This is a genomic window from Streptosporangium sp. G11, assembly GCF_051192615.1.
In the GTDB taxonomy this organism is placed as follows: domain Bacteria; phylum Actinomycetota; class Actinomycetes; order Streptosporangiales; family Streptosporangiaceae; genus Streptosporangium.
This window is the reverse complement of sequence record NZ_JBPJUQ010000026.1, coordinates 30,026-54,545: the sequence shown is the minus strand read 5'-3', so window position 1 is coordinate 54,545 and position 24,520 is coordinate 30,026. Positions and strand designations below refer to the sequence as shown.

The window sequence follows — 24,520 nt, the reverse complement described above, 5'->3', positions numbered from 1 at the left end:
GCGGTCATGATGCTCCGCGAGGCTGACGGGCGTTTGCGCCCGATCACCCGGGAGGTTCCCTTGTCGAAGTTCACCCGCCGATCCTTTCTCGTCACCGGCATCGCGGCCGGCGCGGCGGCGGGCGTCCCAGCCGCCGCGCACGCCGGTCCGGAGCCCGCCAGGGAGAGCGCCGAGTCCCTGGCCTCCCGCGGCCTGCGCTCGGACCCCTTCACGCTCGGCGTCGCCTGCGGGGATCCCGACTCCGGCGGTTTCGTGATCTGGACCCGCCTGGCGCCCCAGCCGCTCGCCGAGGACGGCCTGGGCGGCATGCCCGCCCGGCCCTTCCCCGTGGAGTGGCAGGTCTACGGCGACGAGAAGGGCCGCCGCGTGCTGCGCGGGGGTGTCGCCGCGGCCAGGCCCGAGTGGGGCCACAGCGTCCACGTCGAGCTGAACGGGCTGCCCTCCGACAGGGACTACTGGTACCGCTTCAGGGTCGGCCCGTACCTCTCGCCGATCGGCAGGGCCAGGACGGCCCCGCACGCCCTCTCCCACGGTTCCTCCCTGGCGATGGCCTTCGTCTCCTGCGCCCAGTACGAGCACGGCTACTTCACCGCCTACCGCCGCCTGGCCGAGGAGCGGCCCGACCTGATCCTGCACCTGGGCGACTACCAGTACGAGTACCGGCGCGACACCTACACCATCCCCGGCGGCAACATCCGCCACCACGAGGGGCCGGAGACCGAGAGCCTGGCGAACTACCGCCAGCGGCACGCCCAGTACAAGACCGACCCCGACCTGCAGGCCGCGCACGCCGCCGCCCCCTGGCTGGTCGTCTGGGACGACCACGAGCTGGACAACAACTGGGCCGACGAGGTCCCCGAGAAGCCCGAGGTGCCCCAGCCGGACTTCCTCGCCCGGCGCGAGGCGGCCTTCAGGGCCTACTACGAGAACATGCCGCTGCGGCGCGCCTCCATCCCCCGGGGCGTCGACATGCAGCTCTACCGGCGCGTCCGGTGGGGGAGGATGGCCACCTTCCACATGCTCGACACCCGCCAGTACCGCAGCGACCAGGGCTGTGGCGACGGCTACCGGGACTGCCCGGCGGCGGTCGACCCCGCCCGCTCGATCACCGGCGACGCGCAGGAGCGCTGGCTGCTGGACGGCATGCGCCACTCGGGGGCGCGCTGGGACGTCATCGGCCAGCAGGTCTTCTTCGCCCAGCGCGACAACAACGCCGGGCCCGCCAAGATCACCAGCCAGGACGCCTGGGACGGCTACGTCGCCTCGCGCCGGCGCATCACCCAGGGCTGGGTGGACGCCGGGGTGCGCAACCCCGTGGTGCTCACCGGCGACGTGCACGCCCACTGGGCGAGCGACCTCAAGCTCGACTACGACGACCCCACCACCCGCACGGTCGGCTCGGAGCTGGTCGCCTCGTCCATCACCACGGGCGGCGACGGCCTCGACTCGGACCCGGCGACCCACCCGTACCTGACCATCAACCCGCACCTGAAGTTCTACAACAACCAGCGCGGCTACGTGATGACCAGGATCGAGCGCGACCGGATGACCGCGGACTTCAAGGTGCTGCCGCAGGTCACGCAGGCGGGCTCCGCGGCGCACACCAAGGCGACCTTCGTGATCGAGGACCGGGTCCCCGGCGTGCAGCAGACCTACCTGCGCCCGGTCGACCCCTCGGCCGCCAGGACCCCCGGGATCGACTGGATCCAGGAGACCGTGGACCTGGAGACCAAGCGTCCCTGATCCCGTCGTGATCGTCGTGATCGCCGGCGTCGCGGCGCCGGCGACCACCTGACGATCACCTGATGACCACCTGAGGGCCGCCGTCACGGGCGCCCCGGCGAACGTTCGCCGGGGCGCCCGTGACGCGTCCGGGAGGGGAGCCCCGGCCGGGATCGATCCGGGAACGGGCTCCCGGCCGCCGTCACGGCCCGGATCGCCGTGCCGAGCCGCGGTGATAACCGGTTTGGGGCCATCCGAGGGTGGCCATACGCTGAGGGGGCACCCCACCCGCACGGGAAGGACCATCGGTGACCATCGTCCCCACGATCGGCGTGTTCGCGCTGCAAGGAGACGTGCGCGAGCACGTGCGCTCCCTGGAGGCGGTGGGCGCGAGAGCGGTCACCGTACGGCGTCCCCACGAGCTGGAGGCGGTCGACGGCCTCGTCATCCCCGGCGGGGAGTCCACCACGATGTGGAAGCTCGCCGAGACCTTCGAGCTGCTCGAACCGCTCCGGATGCGGATCAAGGAGGGCATGCCCGCCTACGGCTCCTGCGCCGGAATGATCATGCTGGCCGACCGGATCGAGGGCGGCATCGCAGGCCAGCAGACGATCGGCGGCATCGACATGGTCGTCCGCCGCAACGCCTTCGGACGCCAGGTCGACTCCTTCGAGGCCGACGTCGACTTCGCCGGCCGCGGCGGCATGCGGGCGGTCTTCATCCGCGCCCCCTGGGTGGAATCCGTGGGTTCGGGGGTCGAAGTGCTGGCGCTGGCCGAACCTGGGGATAGGATCGTCGCGGTCCGCCAAGGACCGTTGCTCGCCACGTCCTTCCACCCGGAACTTACCGGGGATGTCGGTGTGCATTCATATTTCGCTGAGATGGTGAGGGAGCTCTAGGCGATGTCCGGCCACTCCAAATGGGCGACGACGAAGCACAAGAAGGCCGCACTTGACTCCAAGCGCGGCAAGCTGTTCGCCAAGCTCATCAAGAACATCGAGGTCGCGGCCCGGACGGGCGGACCCGATCCGGACGGCAACCCGACGCTGTACGACGCCATCACCAAGGCGCGCAAGAGCTCGGTCCCGATCGACAACATCGAGCGCGCCCGCAAGCGTGGCGGCGGCCTGGAGGCCGGCGGCGCCGACTGGCAGACCATCATGTACGAGGGCTACGCCCCCGGCGGCGTCGCGGTGCTGATCGAGTGCCTCACCGACAACCGCAACCGCGCCGCCTCCGAGGTTCGCGTCGCGCTGACCCGCAACGGCGGCTCGCTGGCCGACCCCGGCTCGGTGTCCTACATGTTCAACCGCAAGGGCGTCGTGCTCGTCCCCAAGGGTGAGCTGGCCGAGGACGACGTGCTGACCGCGGTCCTCGACGCGGGCGCCGAGGAGGTCAACGACCTGGGCGACCAGTTCGAGGTCGTCTCCGAGGCCACCGACCTCGTCCCGGTCCGCAAGGCCCTGCAGGAGGCCGGGATCGACTACGACTCGGCCGAGTCGAGCTTCATGCCGACGATGAACGTCCCGCTGGACGAGGACGGCGCCCGCAAGGTCTTCAGGCTGATCGACGCCCTTGAGGACAGCGACGACGTGCAGAACGTCTGGGCCAACTTCGACGTCTCCGACGAGGTCATGGAGAAGCTCGACGCATAAGCCAGGCAATTCGGCGTGATCTCGTATTGTCTGCGAGGTTTGTCCGCGTGATCGAGGGCATATCACGCGGACAATGGGCAATCCTGATCTGATTTTTGCCGTGGCGGGCGTCGCCGCGCTGCTCGCGGCCACGCTGCCCCGGCTCCTGAACCGGCGCCCCTTCTCTCTCCCTCTGGCCTGCCTGCTGGGCGGCGTCCTTCTCTACGCCCTGCCCCTGGACCTGCCCGATCCCGACCCGGTGGCTCACCGGGCGCTGGTCGAGCACGCCACCGAGATCTGCGTGCTGATCTCGCTCATGGGCGCAGGGCTGGCCATCAACCGGCCCTTCGGGCGGCGCGACTGGTCCTCGACCTGGCGCCTGCTGGGGTGGACGCTCCCGCTGACCGTCCTCGCCGTGGCCGCCACCGCGTACGGCCTGCTCGGGTGGCCCCTGGCGGCGGCGCTGCTGCTGGGCGCGGTGCTCGCGCCGACCGACCCGGTGCTCGCCTCCGACGTGCAGGTCGGCGAGCCCGTCGACTCGGAGAACGCCGACGACGAGGTCCGCTTCACCCTCACCTCGGAGGCGGGCCTCAACGACGGCCTGGCCTTCCCCCTGGTGTACGCCGCGATCGCGCTGGCCGTCGGCGGGGGTGTCGGCTGGATCGGCGAGTGGACGCTGGTGGACCTGCTCTACCGGTGCGCCGCGGGCGTGGTGTGCGGCCTGCTGATCGGCAAGGGGCTGGGACGGCTCTTCTTCCGCGCCCAGAAATCCGACCTGCGGCTGGCCGAGCACCGCGACGGCTTCGTGGCGCTGGCCGCGACGTTCCTGGCCTACGGCCTCACCGAGCTGGTGTACGGGTACGGCTTCATCGCGGTGTTCGTGACCGCCTGCACCATCAGGGCGGCGGAGCGCACCCACGGCTACAACGGGGTGCTGCACGGCTTCATAGAGCAGCTGGAGCGGCTGTTCACCGCCTGGCTGATCGTGCTGCTCGGCGGCTTCGTCGCGATGGGCGGCCTGTCCGCGCTCACCTGGCGGGGCGCCGCGGTCGGCCTGGTGCTGCTGCTGGTCATCCGGCCGCTGAGCGGATGGATCGCCGGGCTCGGGGGCAGGGCGGGGCCGCGCGAGCGCGTCGCGACCGCCTTCTTCGGCATCCGCGGCATCGGCTCGCTGTTCTACCTCGCCTACGCGCTCGGCCAGGCCGACTTCGGCGTACCCGCCGAGGAGCTCTGGGCAGTGGTCGCCTTCACCGTGCTGGCCTCCCTGGTGATCCACGGGATCTCGGCCTCGCCGGTGATGAACCGCCTGGACCGGCTGCGCGACAGGGCGGGAGACGCCCGGAACGCCGAACCCGCCGTCCAGCACCTGTGAGCCCGGCGCCCGCCGGCGCGGGGCCGTCGGCCGCTTCGCGCGCCGGAGCGATCCCGGCGCGGCGCCCGCGGGCCCGGAGAGCCGTGCGCGGGACGCTCTCACGCGGTAGAGTCTGCCACCGAACAGGTGTTCGGCGAGCGGAGGCGTGTCGGTGCGGTTGCCCGAGCTGCGGGTGATGGGGGTCGATCCCGGGCTTACCCGATGCGGGCTCGGTGCCGTCGAGGGGCGGCCCGGCGCACCGCTGAGCCTGGTCAAGGTCGGGGTCGTTCGCACCCCCGCCGACGACGAGATAGGCGCCCGGCTGGTGGCGATCGAGGCCGGCATCGAGCAGTGGCTCGACGAGATCAGGCCCGACGCGGTGGCCGTGGAGCGGGTCTTCGCCCAGCACAACCTCAGGACCGTGATGGGCACCGCGCAGGCCTCCGCCGTGGCGATCCTGTGCGCGTCCCGCAGGGGCCTGCCGGTCGCGTTGCACACGCCGTCCGAGGTCAAGGCCGCCATCACCGGCAGCGGCACGGCCGACAAGCAGCAGGTCGGCACGATGGTGACCCGCCTGCTGCGGCTGGACGCCATGCCCAAGCCCGCCGACGCCGCCGACGCGCTCGCCCTCGCGATCTGCCACGTGTGGCGGGGCGGCGCCCAGAGCAGGCTGGCCGAGGCCGCCGCGAAGGCCGCGAGCGGCTCCGGCACCACCCCCGCCGCCTACTTCCGAGGCCGTGGCAGGGCCGGATACCCGAGAGGAACCGCGAAGTGATCGCCTCGGTGCGAGGACAGGTGACCGCGATCGCGCCCGACGGTGTGGTCGTCGAGGTGGGCGGGGTGGGAGTCCTCGTGCACTGCACGCCGGGCACGCTGGCGACGCTCAGGATGGGTGAGGAGGCCAGGCTGGCCACCTCGCTGGTGGTCCGCGAGGAGTCGCTGACACTGTTCGGCTTCGGCACCGACGACGAGCGCGGCATCTTCGAGATGCTGCAGACGGCCAACGGGGTCGGCCCCAAGGTCGCCCTGGCGATGCTGGCCGTGCACAGCCCCAACGCGCTCCGGGTGGCCGTGGCCTCCGCCGACGTCAAGGCGCTGACCAGGGTCCCCGGGGTGGGCCCGAAGGGCGCCCAGCGGATCATCGTCGACCTCAAGAACAAGCTCGGCACTCCGGAGGAGGCCGTCAGCGCCGCCCTCGACGGCCGCGCCGCCACACCCGCCTGGCGCGGCCAGGTCCACTCCGGCCTGGTCGGCCTGGGCTACTCGGCGCGAGACGCCGACGAGGCGGTCGCCGCCGTCGAGCCCCAGGCCGACACGGAGACGGCCGAGGGCCGCACCCCGCAGGTGGCGGTCCTGCTCAAGGCCGCGCTTCGCGCGCTGAGCGTGCGATGAGGGGCCCGGCCACCGAGGCCGCGCGCGAGCGCGGATCCCTCAGCCCGGTGTCCGCCGGCCGCGGGCGAGCCCGCCGTACGAGGCGTGTGCCCGGAGACGGCGGCAGAGGGCGCCGCGCGGTGCCCAGAGGGCTCGGGCGGTTCCGCCCTACGGTGAGTGGGGGAGGGACGGCGTGAGCTCCGATCGTGATCTGGTGTCGCCGGACGCCGAGGGCGACGAGAGATACATCGAGGCGGCGCTGCGGCCCAAGCGGCTGGAGGAGTTCATCGGCCAGGCGCGGGTGCGCGAGCAGCTGTCGCTGGTGCTGCAGAGCGCGCTGCGGCGCAACCGGCCGCCGGACCACGTGCTGATGAGCGGCGGTCCCGGGCTGGGCAAGACGACCCTGTCGATGATCATCGCGACCGAGCTCTCCGTGCCCCTCCGGATCACCTCGGGGCCCGCGCTGGAGCGGGCCGGCGACCTCGCGGCGATCCTGTCGACCCTCTCCGAGGGCGAGGTCCTGTTCATCGACGAGATCCACCGGATGGCCAGGCCCGCCGAGGAGATGCTCTACCTCGCGATGGAGGACTTCCGCGTCGACATCGTGGTGGGCAAGGGGCCGGGGGCGACCGCGATCCCGCTGGAGATCGCCCCGTTCACCCTGGTCGGGGCCACCACCCGGGCCGGCATGCTCCCCGCGCCGCTGCGCGACCGCTTCGGCTTCGTCGCGCACATGGACTTCTACGGGGTCGCCGAGCTGGAGGAGGTGCTGCACCGCTCCTCGCGCCTGCTGGGCGTCAAGCTCCCCGGCGACGCCGCCCGCGAGATCGCCGGCCGCTCCCGGGGCACCCCCCGCATCGCCAACCGGCTGCTGCGCCGGGTCCGCGACTTCGCGGAGGTGCGTGCCGAGGGCGTCGTCACCAGGGACGTCGCCTCCGCCGCGCTCAACCTCTACGAGGTCGACGCAGAGGGGCTCGACCGGCTCGACCGGGCGGTGCTCGGAGCGCTGTTGCGCAAGTTCGGCGGCGGGCCGGTGGGATTGTCGACGCTGGCGGTCGCGGTGGGGGAGGAGCCGGAGACGGTCGAGGTGGTCGCCGAGCCCTTCCTGGTGCGGCAGGGACTGCTGGCCCGTACCCCCCGCGGCCGGGTCGCGACCGCCGCGGCCTGGACCCATCTGGGGCTGGTGCCCCCGCCGGACGCCTTCGGCGCCTCGTTTCTCGTCGATCTTGAGGATGATCCAGGGAAAATCTAACGTTGGGAGTCGGTAGGGGAGTCGTACAGGATTGATCACAGATCGATGACAACTGTATCGAAATGGGAACTTCCCTGCGTGCCGAAACGTGACTTCGTTGCCGCGCTCTTAACAGCTCGCCTAAACTCCGAGCCTTGGCTGGCTGTGTAGGCTGACGTGCTGAGCGGCGTGGCCGTATGTGACGTCCGGCTTTCGCCGGTCATTCTCAAGAGAGGGAGCGGCCCTGTGGGCGGCAACTATTCGAGCCTGATCATGATCGCTCTCATGGTCGTGGTGTTCTACTTCCTGCTCATCCGGCCGCAGCGCAAGCGGCAGCAGGAGCAGGTCAAGATGCAGAACAGTCTCGCGCCGGGCACCGGTGTCATGACCACGACGGGTCTCTTCGCGACCGTGGTGGCCATCGACGCCGACGACGTGATCCTGGAGATCGCCCCCGGTGTGGAGACCCGCTGGGTCAAGGCGGCGATCGGCCGTGTCCTGGTTCCCGTCGACGACGTGGAGGAGGAGAATGTCAAGGCTGTCGACCACGATGTCGTGGAGACGGCCGAACAGCAGGGTGCAGACCACGACACGACGAGCAAGAAGCCGTGAGTAGCCTCACCTCCAACCCCCTATAACCGAAAGAACTGACGACCAGTGGCCCGACCGACCAGCGGCCAGAGCAGACCGGGGCGCATGCTCCTGGTGCTTCTGGCGATCATTCTCGCCATGGGCGGGGCGATGCTCCTCAACAAGGCGTACACGCCGGAGTATGGCCTCGACCTCGCCGGCGGCACGACCGTGACGCTGCAGCCCGTCACGCCGAACGGGAGCGCTCCCTCGCAGGAGAGCCTCGACCTCGCCGTGAACATCATCCGCGAGCGGGTGAACGGCAGCGGCATCTCCGACGCCGAGGTCGCCAAATCCGGCGACAACATCGTCATCTCCGTTCCCGGAGCCGGCCAGGAGGAAGTCGTCAAGCTGGTCGGCACCACCGCGGAGCTGAGGTTCCGCCAAGTGCTGGCGATCGGGGCCGGATCACCTCCGCCCCCGGGTCAGCTCTCCACCCAGGCGCCGACGCCGTCCCCCTCGCCCACCGCCTCCGGGCGCAAGGGTTCCAAGGAGCCCAAGCCCGCCGAGACGGCGACCCCGAAGCCCGGTGCGACGGCCGCGCCCGACACCGGAGCCTCCCCGGCCGGCCGTGCCCTGTCGTCGGCGCTCACCAACCCGAGCCCCGGCGCCACCTCCGCGCCCTCGGCCGAGCCGAGCGGCGACAAGCCCGCCAAGCCCGGCAAGAGCGCGGCCCCGGACGCGAGCGCCGCGCCCGACGCCACCGCCGTGCCGACGGTCCCGCCGACGGCGCCCGACGACCCCATGGCGGGCGTCGACCCCACCGGGATCGACCCCGCGGCGCTCAAGCAGTTCGAGACGCTCGACTGCGCCAAGGACGCGGGCCGCGGGGCCCAGGACGCGCCGGACAAGCAGTACGTCGGCTGCAGCCAGGACGGCAGCACCAAGTTCGTGCTGGAGAAGGCGGCCGTGACCGGTACCGCGATCGACAGCGCGTCCTCCGGCGTCGACCAGACCACCGGTGAGTGGCTCGTCCAGCTCGCCTTCAAGGGCCAGGGCCCCGACCAGTGGTCGAAGGTCACCACCACCGCCTTCAACTCGCAGGCTCCCCGCAACCAGGTCGCCATGGTCCTCGACGGCGTGGTCATCTCCGCGCCCGTCATCCAGGAGCCCATCACCGGCGGCCGGGCGCAGATCTCCGGCAGCTTCACCCAGGTGACGGCCGACGAGCTGGCCAACCAGCTCAAGTACGGCGCGCTGCCGCTGAAGTTCGAGAAGAGCTCCATCGAGGAGGTCTCCTCCACGCTGGGCGCCGACCAGCTGCGCGGCGGTCTCATCGCGGGCGCGATCGGCCTCCTGCTGGTCCTGGTCTACTCGATGCTCTACTACCGCGGTCTGGGCATCGTCTCGGTGCTGAGCCTCGTGGTGGCCACGATCGTGACCTACCAGGCCGTCGTGCTGCTCGGCGCGTTCGCGGGCTTCCGCCTCTCGCTGCCGCACATCATCGGACTGATCGTCTCGATCGGTATCACCGCGGACTCGTTCATCGTCTACTTCGAACGGATCCGCGACGAGATGAAGGAGGGCCGGCGCTCGCTGCGCACGGCCATCGAGGTCGCCTGGGTCCGAGCCCGGCGGACGATCCTCATCGCCGACGCCGTCATGTTCATCGCCGCCGTGGTGCTCTACTTCCTGGCGGTCGGAGGCGTGGCCGGATTCGCCTTCGCCATGGGCCTGACCACGCTCATCGACATCGCGGTGGTGTTCATGTTCACCAAGCCGTTCGTCGCGGTGCTGGCCAAGCTGAAGTTCTTCGCCAAGGGGCACAAGCTCTCCGGCCTCGACGCCGAGCGCATGAGTGAGGCCCCCGTCGCGCCCAAGACCGTTCCGCAGGAGGCCTGATGTCCGGCATCGCGCGCCGGCTGTACCGGGGCGAGGTCGACGTCGACTTCGTCGGCCGCAAGAAGCTCTGGTACACCCTTTCCGCAATCCTGCTGGTGATCTCCATCGCGGGCCTGGTCTTCAACGGGCTCAACCTCGGTGTGGAGTTCAAGGGCGGGTCCGTCTTCTCCTTCAAGGCCCCGACCGCCAACATCGAGCAGGTGCGCGCCACGTTCACCGACGCCGGTGCGCACCAGGTCATCGCGCAGACGACCCAGAACGGCTGGCGGGTCACCACGGAGAGCCTCCCGGCCGACGGGGTCACCAAGATCCAGAAGGCGGTGGCCACCGAGTTCAAGATGCCGCCGGACCAGGTCAACCTTCAGGTCATCGGTGCCTCGTGGGGCGGCCAGGTGGCCAACAAGGCCATCATCGGACTGATCGTCTTCATGCTGGCGATCATCCTGTACCTGACGATGGCCTTCGAGTGGAAGATGGCGCTGGCCGCCGTCGTGGCGCTGCTGCACGACCTGGTGATCACCGCCGGCGTCTACGCCTGGTCCGGTTTCGAGGTCACCCCGGCCACCCTGCTGGGCTTCCTGACGATCCTCGGATACTCGCTGTACGACGCCGTCGTCGTCTTCGACATGATCAAGGAGGTCACCGCCAAGCTCGGCACGACCTCCAAGCTCACCTACACCGAAGCCGCCAACAACGCGCTGAACCACACGCTGATCCGGTCGCTGAACACCACCCTGGTGGCGATCCTGCCGGTCGCGGCGATCCTCTTCATCGGCACCACGCTGTTCGGCGCGGGAACGCTGAAGGACCTGTCGCTGTCCCTGTTCGTCGGCATGCTCGTCGGCACCTACTCCTCGCTGTGCGTCGCGACGCCGCTGCTGGTCACGCTGAAGGAGCGCGAGCCGCGCTACCAGGCGCTCGCCCGCAGGCTCGCCGCCCACGGGGGAAGCTCCGGGATCAAGACGGTGCGCCAGCCGGTCACCGCGGGTGCCTCCAACGGCGCCGCCACGGTCGCCGGCGGGGCCACGGCCACCTCCGGCGACAAACGGAAGAAGAAGTAAGCACGGTACGTCCGCGCCTCCGCTCCCCGCTCAGGGAGCGGAGGCGTTTTCCTTACCCCCGCCCCCCTCCAGCACGCCCCCCACACCCTTCCAGCCCTCTCTCGCTCTTCCGACCCCCTCCGGCACCGCCGGTGTTTTCGCCCCGAGACCTCACAGGAGCGCCGATCATGACCGAGCTGAGCAGCCTGATCCTCGACCGCATCCGCGACGTGCCCGACTACCCGCAGCCCGGGGTGCTGTTCAAGGACATCACCCCCCTGCTCGCCGACCCGGTGGCGTTCACCGCGGTGACCGAGGAACTGGCCGGGCTGTACGAGGTGGACAAGATCGTGGGAATCGAGGCGCGGGGGTTCATCCTGGCCGCGCCGGTCGCCATCCGGGCGGGCGCGGGTTTCGTTCCGGTACGGAAGAAAGGCAAACTGCCCTCTGAGACGCTTGAGGCGTCCTACGATCTGGAGTACGGTTCCGCCACCATCGAGGTTCACCGGGATGCCTTCACCCCCGGAGAGCGCGTCCTCATCGTCGACGACGTGCTCGCCACGGGAGGTACGGCCCGCGCGGCGGTGGAACTGGTCCGCAGGGCGGGCGCCGACGTCGTCGCCATCGCGGTGCTCATGGAGCTGGCCTTCCTCAAGGGTCGCGAGCGCCTCACCGACGTGGAGCTGCACTCCCTCGTCGTCGTCTGATCGACCCCGCGGACGAATGCACACAACCCCGTCTGGATACACTGAGGGATCTGGACTCGAACGTAAGGAGTCTGAGTGCCCCGTGATGTGGTCGTCCCCGACGCGACCGCCGGCGGTGGCGGTCCCGAGACGGCCGTCCCAGCAGGCGATGCCGGTTCCGCCATGTCCGGAACCGCCGAGGAGAAGCCGGCGGTAAGGCGAAGGCTCGCACGTTTCGGGGGACAGTGGGGTGGCGGCATGAATCCGGTCCTGGAGCCGCTGTTCCGGACGGTCCGTGCGACCCATCCAAAGGCGGACCTGCGGCTCATCGAGCGCTCCTACGACGTGGCGGCCTACCACCACCGCGACCAGAAGCGTAAGAGCGGCGACCCGTACATCACCCACCCGCTGGCGGTGGCCACGATCCTGGCCGAGCTCGGCACCGACGACGAGACGCTGTGCGCGGCGCTGCTGCACGACACCGTCGAGGACACCGCTTACGGCCTGGACGAGCTGCGCTCGGACTTCGGCGACAACATCGCGCTGCTGGTCGACGGCGTCACCAAGCTCGACAAGGTCAAGTTCGGTGCCGCCGCCGAGGCCGAGACCGTCCGCAAGATGGTCGTGGCGATGTCCCGCGACATCCGGGTGCTGGTGATCAAGCTCGCCGACCGGCTGCACAACATGCGCACCATGCGTTACCTGCCCGAGCACAAGCGGCACCAGAAGTCGCGGGAGACGCTGGAGATCTTCGCTCCGCTCGCCCACCGGCTGGGCATGAACACCATCAAGTGGGAGCTGGAGGACCTCGCGTTCGCCATGCTCTATCCCAAGCGATACGACGAGATCGCCCGGATGGTGTCGGAGCGGGCCCCGCGCAGGGACCTGTTCCTGCAGGAGGTCATCGAGAAGGTCTCCGGAGACCTCCGGGACGCCAAGATCCGCGCGGCCGTCAAGGGCCGCCCCAAGCACTACTACTCCGTCTACCAGAAGATGATCGCCAGGGACGTCGCCTTCGACGACATCTACGACCTGGTGGGCATCCGGGTGCTGGTCGACTCGGTCCGTGACTGCTACGCGGCGCTCGGCACGATCCACGCGCGATGGAACCCGGTCCCCGGCCGGTTCAAGGACTACATCGCGATGCCCAAGTTCAACATGTACCAGTCGCTGCACACCACGGTCATCGGCCCCGAGGGCAAGCCGGTGGAGTTGCAGATCCGCACCCACGGCATGCACCACAGGGCCGAGTACGGCGTGGCGGCGCACTGGAAGTACAAGGAGGACCTGACCACCTCGGGTCCTCCGGGGGCGAAGCTGAAGCCCGCCAGCGACATGGCGTGGCTGCGCCAGCTCCTCGACTGGCAGAAGGAGACCGCCGACCCGGGCGAGTTCCTGGAGTCGCTCAGGTTCGACCTGTCGGTCTCCGAGGTCTACGTCTTCACCCCCAGGGGCCAGGTCATCGCCCTGCCGGAGAACGCGACGCCCGTCGACTTCGCCTACGCCGTGCACACCGAGGTCGGCCACCGCTGCATCGGCGCCAGGGTCAACGGCCGTCTGGTGCCCCTGGAGTCGCGCCTGGGCAACGGCGACACCGTGGAGATCTTCACCTCCAAGTCACCCGACGCGGGCCCCTCGCGCGACTGGCTGAAGTTCGTCAAGTCCGGCCGGGCCCGCAACAAGATCCGGCAGTGGTTCTCCAAGGAGCGCCGCGAGACCGCGATCGAGGCGGGCAAGGAGGCGATCGGCCGCGCCATGCGCAAGCAGGGCCTGCCGCTGCAGCGCCTGATGTCCGGAGAGTCCCTCCTGGCCCTCGCCAGGGATCTGCGCTACCCGGACGTCTCCGCCCTCTACGCGGCCGTCGGTGAGGGCCACGTGGCCGCGCAGACGGTCGTGCAGAAGCTCGTGACGTCCATCGGGGGCGTGGAGGGCGCCGAGGACGACATCGCCGAGACCTCCGTGCCGACCAAGCTGCGCGGGCGGCCCCGCGGCAGTGGCGGGGCGGGAGTGGTCGTCGCGGGCGACTCCGACGTCTGGGTACGCCTCTCGCGATGTTGCACGCCCGTACCCGGCGACGAGATCGTTGGTTTCGTCACCCGCGGGCACGGCGTGTCGGTGCACCGCACCAACTGTCCCAACATGGACCAGCTCCAGTCCGAGCCCGACCGCCTGGTCGAGGTCGCCTGGTCCGCCGCCGACGACTCGGTGTTCCTGGTCGCGCTGCAGGTCGAGGCGCTCGACCGGCCCCGCCTGCTCTCCGACGTGACCCGCACCCTCTCCGACCAGCACGTCAACATCCTGTCGGCGTCGGTGACGACGTCCAGGGACAGGGTGGCGATCAGCAAGTTCACCTTCGAGATGGGCGACCCCAAGCACCTGGGCCACGTCCTGAAGGCCGTCCGCAACATCCAGGGCGTCTACGACGTCTACCGGGTCAGCGGCGCCGGTTCCTGAGGTTTCCCGCCCGCCCCGTCCCGCGTCCTCCCGGGCCGGGCGGGCCGCCCGCTCCCGTACGGACCCCTCGGGCCGCGCCTCCGCCCGCCCCGCCACAAGCGTCAGGGCCGCGGGACCGCTCCGTGGTGGAGGGGTCCCGCGGCCCTGAGGTCGCGTCAGCCGGTGACGGCGCCGGGGGTCAGGAGAACTCGGCGAGCGTGCGCTCCGCCTCCTCCAGCCAGGAACGGCGGGCGGCCAGGGCCTCCTCGGAGTCCTTGACGTCCTTGTCCTTGCCGGCGTCCCTGGCCTTGGCCAGGCGGCCCTCCAGCTGCGCGATCGACTTGCGCAGCTGGTCGACCGTGTTCTGGGCGCGGGCTCGGGCCTCGGGGTTGGAGCGCTTCCACTCCGTCTCCTCGGCCTTGCGGACCGCCTCGTCGATCTTGCGCAGGCCACCCTCCAGGCGGTCGCGCTGCTCGCGCGGTACCGGGCCCGCGGCCTCCCAGCGCTCCAGGAGGTTGCGCAGGGAGCTCCGGGCGGCGCGGGCGTCGGTGACCGGAAGGATCTTCTCCGCCTCGACCAGGAGCTGTTCCTTGAGCTCGGCGTTGGCCGCCAGCGAGGCGTCGCGCTCGGCGAAGACGGCCGAACGCGCCTGGAAGAACTGGTCCTGGGCGCCCTTGAAGCGGCCCCACAGCTCGTCCTCGACCTCGCGGGAGGCCCTGCCCGCGGTCTTCCACTCCTGCATCAGCTCGCGGTAGGCCGACGCGGTGGCGCCCCAGTCGGTGGACGAGGCCAGGGTCTCGGCCTCGGCCACGATGCGCTCCTTGGTGGAGCGCACGCCCTCACGCTGCTCGTCCAGACCCGCGAAATAGGCCTTGCGCCGCTTGGCGAAGGCCGTGCGGGCCGCCGACAGGCGCTTCCACAGCGCCGCCTCGGTCACCCGGTCGATGCGCTCGGCGGCCTTCCACTCCTCGATCAGCTGGCGCAGTCGCTCACCACCGGTCTTCCAGTGGGTCGTGTCGTCGGCGATGCGCTCGGCCTCGGCGACGATCCGCTCCTTGATGCCCTTGGCCTCGGCCCTGGCCACGTCGCGAGCGGCCTTGACCTCCTCCCGGCGCTGGGCGACCAGCTCCGTGAGGACGTTGAGGCGGTTCAGCAGCGCGTCGAGGTCACCGACCGCGTGCGCGCCGGTGATCGCCTCGCGAAGCTTGACGATGGTCGCCTCGGCCTGGGCGGGTGGCAGGTCGGTGCCGCGGACCCGCTGTTCCAGCAGGGCGACCTGCCCGGCCAGCTCATCGAACTTGCGATGGAAGTAGGCAAGCGCCTCCTCCGGCTCGCCGGCCTGCCAGGACCCGACGGCCCGTTCTCCCTCAGCCGTACGTACGTAGACGGTGCCGTCGTCGTCTACCCGGCCCCACGGGTCGGTGCTCACCGTGTCCTCCCGCACTTTCATCAGCCTTTCGGGACTTACCGCCCCTTGTATGTATTACGTCAGCTCTAGCTGGACATTGTCACGTCTTTGATTTCGACGGTTTCCTTTGGTGCCCCGGTGCCGTCGGGGCCCGGGGTGATGACGCCCGCCTTGTTCACCTTGTCGAGGATTTCAAGACCCTTGGTGACCGTACCGAACGGTGTGTAGTCCGGGGTCAGCGGGGCGTCGCCGAACACGATGAAGAACTGGCTGCCGTTGGTGTCGGGACCACTGTTGGCCATGGCCACGACGCCGCGCTTGTACTTGGCGCCCTCCAGGTTCTCGTTCACGAAACGGTAACCGGGACCGCCCTGGCCGTCGGTCTGGCTCTTGCCGTCGGCCTTGGCCAGCGGGTCGCCACACTGCAGCATCGGGAACTGGTCGGAACCCAGCCGGTGGCACTTGGAACCGTTGAAGTACTTCTTCTGCGCCAGGAAGGCGAAGGAGTTGACCGTGCACGGTGTCTTGTCGGCCGACACCTCGATGACGATGTCGCCCTGGCTGGTCTTCAGGGTCATCTTCTTGGGTGTCAGGTCGACCTTCTCCGGAGGCAGGCCCACGTTCTTGGCCGGGCCGCCACCGGACTCCGCGGCGTAGCCGCAGGTGCCGCTGGCGGGGTCGAAGGCCTTCGGCTGCGCTCCGGCGGCCGACGCGGCCGGCGACGCGGCCGCTGAGGCGTTGTCCGACGGGGCCGGGTCGGTGGTCGCGGTCGCCGTCGTGTCGGAGCCCCCGAACATGGTCGTCGCGGCGATCACACCCGCCACCACGACCACACCGGCCACGGTGCTGCCGATGATCGCGTTGCGCTTGGCCTTGGCCTCACGTTCGACGCGTCGCTGCGTCTGCCGCTCGTAGTGCTCGCGCGCCAACTGCTTCTGACGCTCCTTGCCGCTCACCGCTTCGCCCTCCCGAGTGCCGAGTAGTACTTAATGAGGTGGGCGAATCGTATCGGCCAATGGGTCATGGTTCGCAGCCCGCCGACCCGCACCGGTACCCTTCGGTTACATTCCCATCCGCATTCTTGACGAGATCAGCTGAGGCAGATGCTCATCGCCGGCTTTCCCGCAGGGTCCTTCCAGACCAACTGCTACGTCGTCGCTCCCGCCGCGGGCGAGGAGTGCGTGGTCGTCGATCCCGGTCAGAACGCGGTCGGCGACCTCGACGACCTGCTGCGCGAGCACAGGCTCAAGCCGGTGGCGGTGCTGGTCACCCACGGGCACATCGATCACATGTGGTCGGTGGCCCCGGTCTGCGGCGCGCGTGACGTTCCCGCGTGGATCCACCCGGAGGACCGCGAGCTGCTGTCCGATCCCGGCAAGGGGCTGTCGCTGTCGACGAGGCAGCAGATGTTCGGGGGACTCACCTTCACCGAGCCCGACGACGTGCGCGAGCTCGCCGACGGCGAGGTGCTGAGACTGGCCGGCCTGGAGCTCACCGTCGACCACACCCCCGGCCATACCAGGGGGTCGGTGACGTTCAGGCTGCCCAGCACCGAGGAGATCCCGGACGTGCTCTTCTCGGGCGACCTGCTGTTCGCCGGCTCCATCGGCCGCACAGACCTTCCGGGCGGCGACTACCCGACCATCCTGCGCAGCCTGGCGGCCAAGTGCCTGCCGCTGCCGGAGGACACGGTGGTCCTGCCCGGTCACGGACCACAGACCACGATCGGTCACGAGCGTGCCACCAACCCGTATCTCGCGGAGGCGAAGGCGGCCGCGGGCGCGGAGCCCGCGGACCCCGCGGGCGCCGGGCACGACCGCGGCCCCGGCAGGGGACTCTAGAAATGACTTTGCAGGCGCCCAAGGGCACCTTCGACTGGCTTCCACCGCGCTCCGAGCGGGCGCTCGCCGTGCGCGAGGCGCTCACCGAGCCCGCCCGCCGGGCGGGCTACGGCTATATCGAGACCCCGGTCTTCGAGGACACCGCGCTGTTCGTCCGCGGTGTCGGCGAGTCGACCGACATCGTCTCCAAGGAGATGTACACCTTCGAGGACAAGGGCGGGCGCTCCATCACGCTGCGCCCCGAGGGCACCGCGTCGGTGGTGCGGGCGGTCCTCCAGCACGGCCTGCACAACGGGCAGCTTCCCGTGAAGCTCTGGTACTCGGGCAGCCAGTTCCGCTACGAGAAGGCCCAGAAGGGCCGCTACCGCCACTTCTGGCAGGTCGGCGCCGAGGCGCTGGGCTCCGAGGACCCGGCGCTGGACGCCGAGCTGATCCTGCTGGCCGTCGACGGCTACGCCGCCCTGGGGCTCACCGGGGTCCGGCTGCTGATCAACACGCTGGGTGACAAGGTGTGCCGTCCCGTCTACCGGGCCGCGCTCCAGGACTTCCTGCGCGGCCTCGACCTCGACGAGCCCACCCGGCAGCGAATCGAGATCAACCCGTTGCGCGTGCTCGACGACAAGCGCCCCGAGGTGCAGGCCCAGCTTGCCGGGGCGCCGCTGGTCGTCGACCACCTGTGCGAGGCGTGCAAGGCCTACCACGAGGAGGTCCGCGCGCTGCTGACCGCCTCCGGCGTCGCCTACACCGACGACCCCCGGCTGGTCCGCGGCCTCGACTACTACACGCGCACCACGTTCGAGTTCGTCCACGACGGGCTCGGCTCGCAGTCCGCGGTCGGGGGCGGGGGCCGCTACGACGGGCTGAGCGAGATGCTCGGCGGGCCCGCCCTGCCCAGCGTCGGCTGGGCGCTCGGCGTCGACCGCACGGTCATGGCCATGGAGGCCGAGGGCCTGTTCGGGGACGAGAGCGCCGAGGCCCGCGTGCAGGTGTACGGTGTGCCGCTGGGCGAGGAGGCGCGCCGCCTGATGTTCCTGCTCGTCACCGAGCTGCGCCGGGCGGGCCTGGTCGCCGACATGTCGTTCGGCGGCAAGGGCGTCAAGGGCGCCATGAAGGGCGCCGACCGCTCGGGGGCCGGCTACGCGGTGATCCTCGGCGATCGGGACATCGCCGCCGGAATCGCCCAGGTCAAGGACCTGGCCAGCGGAGACCAGACCGCCGTACCGCTCGCTGAGATCGTCACGATGTTGAAGGAGAGACTGGACAAATGATCCGCACGCACGAAGCGGGATCACTGCGCGAGGAGCACGCCGGGCAGCAAGTGACGCTCGCCGGGTGGGTGGCGCGACGCCGCGACCACGGCGGCGTGGTCTTCATCGACCTGCGTGACGCCTCGGGCTCCGCCCAGGTGGTCTTCCGCGAGGAGGACGACGCCCACGGCCTGCGCGCCGAATACTGCGTCAAGGTCGTCGGAGAGGTGCGGGTCCGCCCCGAGGGCAACGAGAACCCCGAGCTGCCGACCGGCGCGATCGAGGTCGTCGCCTCCGAGGTCGAGGTGCTCAGCGAGTCCGCGCCGCTGCCGTTCCCCATCGAGGGCACCGCGGGCATCTCGGAGGAGGCGCGGCTGAAGTACCGCTACCTCGACATCCGCCGCCAGCAGGTCGCGCACGCCATGCGCATCCGCTCCCGGGCCACCTACCTCGCCCACGAGGTGATGAACGAGCAGGGGTTCACCTACGTCGAGACCCCGACGCTGACCCGCTCGACCCCCGAGGGCGCCCGCGACTTCCTGGTGCCGGTCCGGCTCCAGCCGGGCAGCTGGTACGCCCTGCCCCAGTCGCCCCAGCTGTTCAAGCAGCTTCTCCAGGTCGCGGGGCTCGAGCGCTACTACCAGCTCGCCAAGTGCTACCGCGACGAGGACCTGCGCGCCGACCGGCAGCCGGAGTTCACCCAGATCGACGTTGAGATGTCCTTCGTGGACCAGGACGACGTCATCGCCCTGGGCGAGAGGCTGATCAGCCGCATCTGGAAGGAGACGATCGGCTACGACCTGCCGACCCCCCTGCCCCGGATGACCTACCGGGAGGCCATGGCGCGCTACGGCTCCGACAAGCCGGACCTGCGCTTCGGCCAGGAGCTCGTCGAGATGACGGACTTCTTCGCCGGCACCACCTTCCGCGTGTTCCAGGCGCCGTACGTGGGCGCCGTGGTCATGCCGGGCGGCGCCTCGCAGACCCGCAAGGAGCTCGACGCCTGGCAGGAGTGGGCCAAGTCGCGCGGCGCCAGGGGCCTGGCGTACGTGCTGGTGGGCGAGGACGGCACGCTCGGCGGGCCGGTCGCCAAGAACCTGTCGGAGACCGAGGCGGCCGGCCTGGCCGCCAAGGTGGGCGCGGGCCACGGTGACGCGATCTTCTTCGCGGCCGGCGCGGCCTCCGCCTCCCGCGACCTGCTCGGCGCGGCCCGCCTGGAGATCGGCCGTCGCCGCGGCCTGATCGACGAGTCGGCCTGGAACTTCCTGTGGATCGTCGACGCCCCCATGTTCGAGGAGGACGGGGAGGGCGGCTGGACCGCGGTCCACCACCCCTTCACCGGCCCCAAGCCCGAGTGGGCCGACAACTTCCAGGACCACCCCGGCGAGGCCCTGGCCTACGCCTACGACATGGTCTGCAACGGCATGGAGATCGGCGGCGGCTCGATCCGTATCCACCGGGCCGAGATGCAGCAGCGCGTCTTCGACGTGCTGGGCATCTCCAAGGAGGACGCGGAGAGCAAGTTCGGCTTCCTGCTGGAGGCGTTCAAGTACGGCCCGCCGCCGCACGGAGGCATCGCCTACGGCTGGGACCGGATCTGCATGCTCCTGGCGGGCACCGACTCCATCCGCGACGTCATCGCCTTTCCGAAGACGGCCTCCGGGTACGACCCGCTGACCGGCGCGCCCACCCCGATCACGGTGGAGCAGCGCAAGGAGGCGGGCGTCGACGGCAGGCCCAAGGCCGACGCCTGATCCGGCGCCTCCCGATGTGAGGCAGGTGTGACGAGGGCCCCCGGACGGTGTTCCGGGGGCCCTCGTCGTGTCCGGGACCGGGGGATCGCGGGCCACGGGCCGCGGTGACGCTCTCCGTGCGCCTCACGGGCCTTCTGAGCGGACGGCAGGGATTGTCCGGCCCACAGGGCGAGAAAGGCTCTCCGGCCGCGTAGGGCTGCGCTGAGGTCCTCACCGGCGTGGGGGCCGGGAAGCGGGAGGGCGAGGAGCATGGGGCCGGGAGGCACGAGGCGCCGGAGAGCAGGAGCCCGGGAGGCATGAGGCCGGGAAGCAGGGACCCGGAAAGCATGGCGTCGGGACGTGATGGCCGGGAAGCATGAGCCTTGGGAGGCGCGGCGTCGGGAAGCGGGGCCCGGGAGGCGCGAGGCCTGGGACAAGGGGCCCGGCAGCGAGAACGCCCCGCCGGTCGTCCGACCGGCGGGGCGTCCTGTGGCGGCGAGCCGCCGCGGATCCGGCTAGGAGAGCCGCACGCTCTTGATGATCACCGGGATCTTGGGGGCGTTGGAGCCGCCGTCACCGGTGATGTCGTCGGGGTTGGTGATCCATCCACCCTTGGAGATCTTGTCGAGGATCTCCATGCCCTGGGAGACGACGCCGAAGGGCGTGTAGGCCTTCTCCACCTGGTCGGTCTCGTTCCCCAGCGAGATCCAGAACTGGCTGCCGTTCTGGTTGACGGCGTCGACGGCCTGGGCCACCGCGACCGTGCCCCTGGTGTACGGGATCCCGCCGAGGTTCTCGCTGTCGTAGACGTAACCCGAGCTGCCCTGGCCGTCGGTGGGGTTCTTGCCGTCGGCCTTGGCCTGCGGGTCGCCGCACTGCAGCAGGCTCAGGCCGGAGTTCTCGGGGGTGGCCAGGCGGTGGCACTTGGTGTTGTTGAAGAAGCGCTTCTTGGCCAGGAAGGCGAAGGAGTTGACCGTGCAGGGGGCGTGCGCGGTCGCCAGGTCGATCACGACGTTGCCGTGGTTGGTGGCGATCGTCATGGTCTTCAGCTTCAGGTTGGGCCTGGTCGGCGGCGTGCCCACGTTCTTCATCGGGCTGCCGCTGGTGTCCTTGCGGTAGGAGCATTTCGTGTTGGTCGGAGCGGCCGTGATGCTCGGCTCGGGCGTCGCGGCGCTCTCCGAAGGAGACGGCGAACCGGTGGCGGCGGCGTTGACCTTCGCGTCGTCACCGTCGTTCCCGAGGAGGGTCACCCCGGCGAACAGGCCTCCCGCGACGACGACCACCGCGGCGACCGCTCCGATGACGACGTTGCGCTTCGACGTGGTCGTCTGCGCAGCACGCTTCGCCTGCCGCTCTTTGTGTTCCCGAGCCAGCTGGCTCTGGCGGTCCTCGGCGCTCACCGCTATGTCCTCCAAAATTGCTGATCCATGGTTACCGGCTGGCGAAAAGAGTACCGGCCTCAGGATGTGCTGGACGTAAGTGGCGGAATTCATCAGATGGGGACAGAGGGGAAGAAGGGATCTCTTCACGCTCCCCATAACCCGCCCATGGTGGGATTCGTACTTGCTGATGATGGACCACGCACGACCGGAGCGCCCCCATGTTCGACGAGATCCTCGGCCTGCCTCTTCACCCCCTGGTCGTTCACGCGGCCGTGGTCCTGACGCCACTCCTCGCGGTGCTCGCCGCCGCGTACGCGCTGGCGCCCCGCACGCGGCCCGTGCTCACCTGGGCCGTGGCCGGGCTCGCCCCGGTCGTGCCGGTGAGCGTCTTCGCGGCGCGGCAGAGCGGGGAGGCGCTGCAGGAGGGCCGCTTCGCCTCCGCCGGAGGGGAGCTCGGCGAGCGCATCGCCGAGCACGCGGGCTTCGGCACCCCGCTGCTGCTCGTCACCTTCGCCCTCGGGGCGGCGGCGCTGGCCCTCGTCTACGTCACGCGCGGCGACAGGTTCGGCCGCCCGGTTCAGCTGGCGGTCTCGGCGCTGACCGTGCTCCTGGCCGTCGTGGCGCTCTACTACGTGGTGCGGACCGGGCACAGCGGGGCCGTCGCGGTCTGGGGCTGAGCCCGCCCGGCCCGTGACGTCACGGGCGTCCGGCGCGGGGCCGGGGCCCCGCCGGGCGGCGGTACTGTCTCAGACGTGGACAGCCTGTTCGATGCGGCGGCGGAGGAGGCCCATCGCGGCCAGGAGCCCCTGGCGGTGCGGATGCGCCCCCGCGGCCTGGACGAGGTGGTCGGCCAGCGGCACCTGCTGGGCCCCGGCACGCCCCTGCGCCGCCTCGTCGAGGCCGAGGCGCCGATGTCGCTGTTCCTGTGGGGCCCTCCGGGGACCGGAAAGACCACCCTCGCCTACGTGGTGGCGGGTGTCACCAAGCGCCGTTTCGTGGAGGTCTCCGCGGTGTCGGCGGGCGTCAAGGAGGTCCGCGCCGCCATCGAGCAGGCCCGGCGCGAGCTGGGCATGTCCGGCCGCCAGACCGTCCTGTTCGTCGACGAGGTGCACCGCTTCAACAAGGCGCAGCAGGACGCCCTGCTGCCCGCCGTGGAGAACCGCTGGGTCACCTTCATCGGCGCCACCACCGAGAACCCCTTCTTCTCCGTCATCTCGCCCCTGCTGTCGCGCTCGCTGCTGCTGACCCTGGAGTCGTTGTCGGAGGACGACATCCGGGTGGTGCTGGAGCGCGCCGTCACCGACCCGCGCGGCCTGGACGGGAGGGTGAGCCTGGCGCCCGAGGCCGCCGAGCACCTGGTGCGGCTGGCCGGTGGCGACGCCCGCAGGTCGCTCACCTACCTGGAGGCCGCTGCGCTGATCGCCGACGGCGAGGTCACCGTCGAGGTGGTGGAGCGGGCGGTGGACAAGGCGGCCGTGCGCTACGACCGCCAGGGCGACCAGCACTACGACGTGATCAGCGGTTTCATCAAGAGCATGCGGGGCTCCGACGCCGACGCCGCGCTGCACTACCTCGCCCGGATGATCGAGGCGGGGGAGGACCCACGGTTCATCGCGCGCAGGATCGTCATCTTCGCCTCGGAGGACGTCGGCATGGCAGACCCCACCTGCCTGCAGGTCGCGGTGGCCGCCGCCCAGGCGGTGGAGTTCATCGGCCTGCCCGAGGGGCGGCTCAACCTGGCCCAGGCCGTCATCCACTGCGCGCTGGCCCCCAAGTCCAACGCGGTGATCAACGCCATCGGCGCGGCCTCCGAGGACGTTCGGCGCGGCAACATCGGCCACGTCCCCAACCACCTGCGCGACTCCCACTACGCCGGGGCCAAGCAGCTAGGCCACGGCAAGGGCTACCGATACCCCCACGAGTTCGAGCACGGCCTGGTGCGCCAGGAGTACGCCCCCGAGGAGCTCAGGGACCGGCGCTACTACCAGCCCACCCGCCACGGCGCCGAGGCGGGCTTCGCCGACCGCTGGTCCAGGATTCGCGCCTTCCTCCGCGGGGAGTAGCCCCCGGCACCACCCTTCCCGGCCTTCCCGTCCTTCCTGGCCTCTCCGGCGCGTCCTCCCGGATGACGGCCTGCTCCTCCGGCTCCGAACCCGGTGAGGCCCGCGCCGGCGGGTTCGGACAGGAGCGCGACGCACCCCGCCGGTCCCGGCGTATCCCCCGGGGGTGCGCGGTAAGCGGGGATGAGTGATATCGGGCACGATAGGGTTTTGCCAATCCGCCCGACCATGGCCGGGGTCACCTATGAGGGGAGCGGGTCCGCACATGCTTACCGCAGGAGAGGTCGCCGGGCTGATCGCCGCGATGGCCTGGGCGATCCTGGTCTCCTTCATGGCCGTCGTCATGGTCAGGCTGGCCCGGCTGCTCACCGAGACCACCAAGATGGTCTCCCAGCTGGGCGACCGTGTCGTGCCGCTGCTGGAGGACGTGTCCGCCGCCGTCGGCGAGACCAACCGGCAGCTGGTCGCGATCGAGGCCATCACCAAGGACGTCAAGCAGGTCAGCGGGCATGTGGCCAAGGTCAGCGACGTCACCCAGAGCCTGGTCACCGGGCCGATGATCAAGGTCGCGGCCCTCACTCACGGCGTCCGCAGGGCCCTGGGCGCCCGTAGGCGCGCCAGGCCCGTCGCGCCGGCGCTGGAGAGGCGCCCGCGATGATCCGCAGGCTGTTCTACATGGGGCTGGGCGCGTTCGGCGCGGTGTGGGTCATGCGTAAGCTTCAGGCACTGCACCCGAACCACCTGGCCCGAAGGGCCGTGCACAACGCCACCGGTGCCCTGGAACAGGCACGGGATCTCGCCGGTGAGGCGCTGCGAGGCGCGGCCGAGCGGGAAATCGAGTTGCGGTCCAGGTTCGGGCTCGACACCGTTGAAAATTCCTATCACTCCAACGTAAAGGATGGCCGCTGA

At 70.5% G+C, this 24,520-nt stretch carries 22 protein-coding genes; 19 read left to right on the top strand and 3 right to left on the bottom strand.

Annotated features, from left to right (window positions below):
* Positions 1-60 precede the first annotated feature (60 nt).
* The 12 genes from ACSDR0_RS23760 to ACSDR0_RS23705 all read left to right on the top strand — a co-directional run bounded on the left by ACSDR0_RS23760 (position 61) and on the right by ACSDR0_RS23705 (position 13,961).
* Complete coding sequence (locus ACSDR0_RS23760; protein ID WP_435291070.1) at positions 61-1,743, top strand: alkaline phosphatase D family protein; 1,683 nt, start codon at positions 61-63, stop codon at positions 1,741-1,743.
* 287 nt (positions 1,744-2,030) lie between these two features.
* Positions 2,031-2,621, top strand: coding sequence for a pyridoxal 5'-phosphate synthase glutaminase subunit PdxT (gene pdxT, locus ACSDR0_RS23755; protein WP_435291069.1), 591 nt, complete (start codon positions 2,031-2,033; stop codon positions 2,619-2,621).
* Between the two features lie 3 nt (positions 2,622-2,624).
* Positions 2,625-3,377, top strand: coding sequence for a YebC/PmpR family DNA-binding transcriptional regulator (locus tag ACSDR0_RS23750; protein ID WP_435291068.1), 753 nt, complete (start codon positions 2,625-2,627; stop codon positions 3,375-3,377).
* Between the two features lie 73 nt (positions 3,378-3,450).
* A complete protein-coding gene (locus ACSDR0_RS23745) occupies positions 3,451-4,728 on the top strand; it encodes a cation:proton antiporter (RefSeq protein ID WP_435291067.1) in 1,278 nt (425 codons plus the stop codon).
* A 166-nt stretch (positions 4,729-4,894) separates the two neighbouring features.
* The gene (ruvC, locus tag ACSDR0_RS23740; RefSeq protein WP_435291126.1) at positions 4,895-5,482 is read left to right on the top strand and encodes a crossover junction endodeoxyribonuclease RuvC; all 588 of its coding nucleotides are present in this window, start codon (positions 4,895-4,897) and stop codon (positions 5,480-5,482) included.
* Positions 5,479-6,099, top strand: a complete 621-nt coding sequence (gene ruvA, locus ACSDR0_RS23735; protein WP_435291066.1) for a Holliday junction branch migration protein RuvA — start codon at positions 5,479-5,481, stop codon at positions 6,097-6,099. Before ruvC ends, ruvA begins: the two co-directional genes overlap by 4 nt.
* A 172-nt stretch (positions 6,100-6,271) precedes the next feature.
* A complete protein-coding gene (gene ruvB / locus ACSDR0_RS23730; RefSeq protein WP_435291065.1) occupies positions 6,272-7,330 on the top strand; it encodes a Holliday junction branch migration DNA helicase RuvB in 1,059 nt (352 codons plus the stop codon).
* Positions 7,331-7,555: 225 nt separating this feature from the next.
* Positions 7,556-7,921 carry a preprotein translocase subunit YajC gene (yajC, locus tag ACSDR0_RS23725; protein WP_435291064.1) on the top strand — a complete coding sequence of 122 codons (366 nt, stop codon included), beginning with the start codon at positions 7,556-7,558 and terminating at the stop codon, positions 7,919-7,921.
* Between the two features lie 84 nt (positions 7,922-8,005).
* A complete protein-coding gene (gene secD, locus ACSDR0_RS23720) occupies positions 8,006-9,781 on the top strand; it encodes a protein translocase subunit SecD (RefSeq protein WP_435291063.1) in 1,776 nt (591 codons plus the stop codon).
* Entirely contained in the window at positions 9,781-10,842 is a 1,062-nt protein-coding gene (gene secF / locus ACSDR0_RS23715; RefSeq protein ID WP_435291062.1) for a protein translocase subunit SecF, read from the top strand. Before secD ends, secF begins: the two co-directional genes overlap by 1 nt.
* Before the next feature lie 164 nt (positions 10,843-11,006).
* Positions 11,007-11,528 carry an adenine phosphoribosyltransferase gene (locus tag ACSDR0_RS23710; RefSeq protein WP_435291125.1) on the top strand — a complete coding sequence of 174 codons (522 nt, stop codon included), beginning with the start codon at positions 11,007-11,009 and terminating at the stop codon, positions 11,526-11,528.
* Between the two features lie 237 nt (positions 11,529-11,765).
* The gene (locus tag ACSDR0_RS23705; RefSeq protein WP_435291061.1) at positions 11,766-13,961 is read left to right on the top strand and encodes a RelA/SpoT family protein; all 2,196 of its coding nucleotides are present in this window, start codon (positions 11,766-11,768) and stop codon (positions 13,959-13,961) included.
* A gap of 178 nt (positions 13,962-14,139) precedes the next feature.
* Here ACSDR0_RS23705 and ACSDR0_RS23700 read toward each other — a convergent pair whose 3' ends face one another.
* On the bottom strand, positions 14,140-15,369 hold the full coding sequence (locus tag ACSDR0_RS23700; protein WP_435291060.1) for a DUF349 domain-containing protein: 1,230 nt from the start codon (positions 15,367-15,369) through the stop codon (positions 14,140-14,142).
* A 65-nt stretch (positions 15,370-15,434) separates the two neighbouring features.
* Positions 15,435-16,304 carry a peptidylprolyl isomerase gene (locus tag ACSDR0_RS23695; RefSeq protein ID WP_435291059.1) on the bottom strand — a complete coding sequence of 290 codons (870 nt, stop codon included), beginning with the start codon at positions 16,302-16,304 and terminating at the stop codon, positions 15,435-15,437.
* A gap of 147 nt (positions 16,305-16,451) precedes the next feature.
* Here ACSDR0_RS23695 and ACSDR0_RS23690 point away from each other — a divergent pair, with 147 nt between their 5' ends.
* The 3 genes from ACSDR0_RS23690 to aspS are packed head-to-tail and all read left to right on the top strand — an operon-like array spanning position 16,452 to position 20,190.
* On the top strand, positions 16,452-17,189 hold the full coding sequence (locus ACSDR0_RS23690) for an MBL fold metallo-hydrolase (RefSeq protein WP_435291058.1): 738 nt from the start codon (positions 16,452-16,454) through the stop codon (positions 17,187-17,189).
* 2 nt (positions 17,190-17,191) lie between these two features.
* Positions 17,192-18,457, top strand: a complete 1,266-nt coding sequence (hisS, locus tag ACSDR0_RS23685; RefSeq protein WP_435291057.1) for a histidine--tRNA ligase — start codon at positions 17,192-17,194, stop codon at positions 18,455-18,457.
* On the top strand, positions 18,454-20,190 hold the full coding sequence (aspS, locus tag ACSDR0_RS23680) for an aspartate--tRNA ligase (protein ID WP_435291056.1): 1,737 nt from the start codon (positions 18,454-18,456) through the stop codon (positions 20,188-20,190). The genes hisS and aspS overlap by 4 nt, the downstream gene beginning before the upstream one ends.
* Positions 20,191-20,684: 494 nt before the next feature.
* On the opposite strand, the gene ACSDR0_RS23675 is transcribed toward aspS, so the two are convergent.
* Positions 20,685-21,569 carry a peptidylprolyl isomerase gene (locus ACSDR0_RS23675; RefSeq protein ID WP_435291055.1) on the bottom strand — a complete coding sequence of 295 codons (885 nt, stop codon included), beginning with the start codon at positions 21,567-21,569 and terminating at the stop codon, positions 20,685-20,687.
* Between the two features lie 200 nt (positions 21,570-21,769).
* Between ACSDR0_RS23675 and ACSDR0_RS23670 the strand changes: the two genes are divergently transcribed.
* The 4 genes from ACSDR0_RS23670 (at position 21,770) to ACSDR0_RS23655 (ending at position 24,520) form a co-directional block, all read left to right on the top strand.
* Positions 21,770-22,228, top strand: a complete 459-nt coding sequence (locus tag ACSDR0_RS23670; protein WP_435291054.1) for a hypothetical protein — start codon at positions 21,770-21,772, stop codon at positions 22,226-22,228.
* Positions 22,229-22,303: 75 nt separating this feature from the next.
* Positions 22,304-23,614, top strand: coding sequence for a replication-associated recombination protein A (locus ACSDR0_RS23665; RefSeq protein ID WP_435291053.1), 1,311 nt, complete (start codon positions 22,304-22,306; stop codon positions 23,612-23,614).
* Positions 23,615-23,876: 262 nt separating this feature from the next.
* Positions 23,877-24,269: a DUF948 domain-containing protein gene (locus tag ACSDR0_RS23660; RefSeq protein ID WP_435291052.1), complete on the top strand. Its 393-nt coding sequence runs from the start codon at positions 23,877-23,879 to the stop codon at positions 24,267-24,269.
* The gene (locus tag ACSDR0_RS23655; RefSeq protein ID WP_435291051.1) at positions 24,266-24,520 is read left to right on the top strand and encodes a hypothetical protein; all 255 of its coding nucleotides are present in this window, start codon (positions 24,266-24,268) and stop codon (positions 24,518-24,520) included. Before ACSDR0_RS23660 ends, ACSDR0_RS23655 begins: the two co-directional genes overlap by 4 nt.

Excerpts from the sequence above, each read along its gene's own strand:
- hisS (WP_435291057.1), top strand. The coding sequence starts at position 17,192 with ATGACTTTGCAGGCGCCCAAGGGCACCTTCGACTGGCTTCCACCGCGC.
- secF (WP_435291062.1), top strand. The coding sequence starts at position 9,781 with ATGTCCGGCATCGCGCGCCGGCTGTACCGGGGCGAGGTCGACGTCGAC.
- ACSDR0_RS23745 (WP_435291067.1), top strand. The coding sequence starts at position 3,451 with ATGGGCAATCCTGATCTGATTTTTGCCGTGGCGGGCGTCGCCGCGCTG.
- ACSDR0_RS23690 (WP_435291058.1), top strand. The coding sequence starts at position 16,452 with ATGCTCATCGCCGGCTTTCCCGCAGGGTCCTTCCAGACCAACTGCTAC.
- secD (WP_435291063.1), top strand. The coding sequence starts at position 8,006 with ATGCTCCTGGTGCTTCTGGCGATCATTCTCGCCATGGGCGGGGCGATG.
- ACSDR0_RS23705 (WP_435291061.1), top strand. The coding sequence starts at position 11,766 with ATGAATCCGGTCCTGGAGCCGCTGTTCCGGACGGTCCGTGCGACCCAT.
- ACSDR0_RS23670 (WP_435291054.1), top strand. The coding sequence starts at position 21,770 with ATGTTCGACGAGATCCTCGGCCTGCCTCTTCACCCCCTGGTCGTTCAC.
- aspS (WP_435291056.1), top strand. The coding sequence starts at position 18,454 with ATGATCCGCACGCACGAAGCGGGATCACTGCGCGAGGAGCACGCCGGG.
- ACSDR0_RS23655 (WP_435291051.1), top strand. The coding sequence starts at position 24,266 with ATGATCCGCAGGCTGTTCTACATGGGGCTGGGCGCGTTCGGCGCGGTG.
- ACSDR0_RS23660 (WP_435291052.1), top strand. The coding sequence starts at position 23,877 with ATGCTTACCGCAGGAGAGGTCGCCGGGCTGATCGCCGCGATGGCCTGG.
- ACSDR0_RS23750 (WP_435291068.1), top strand. The coding sequence starts at position 2,625 with ATGTCCGGCCACTCCAAATGGGCGACGACGAAGCACAAGAAGGCCGCA.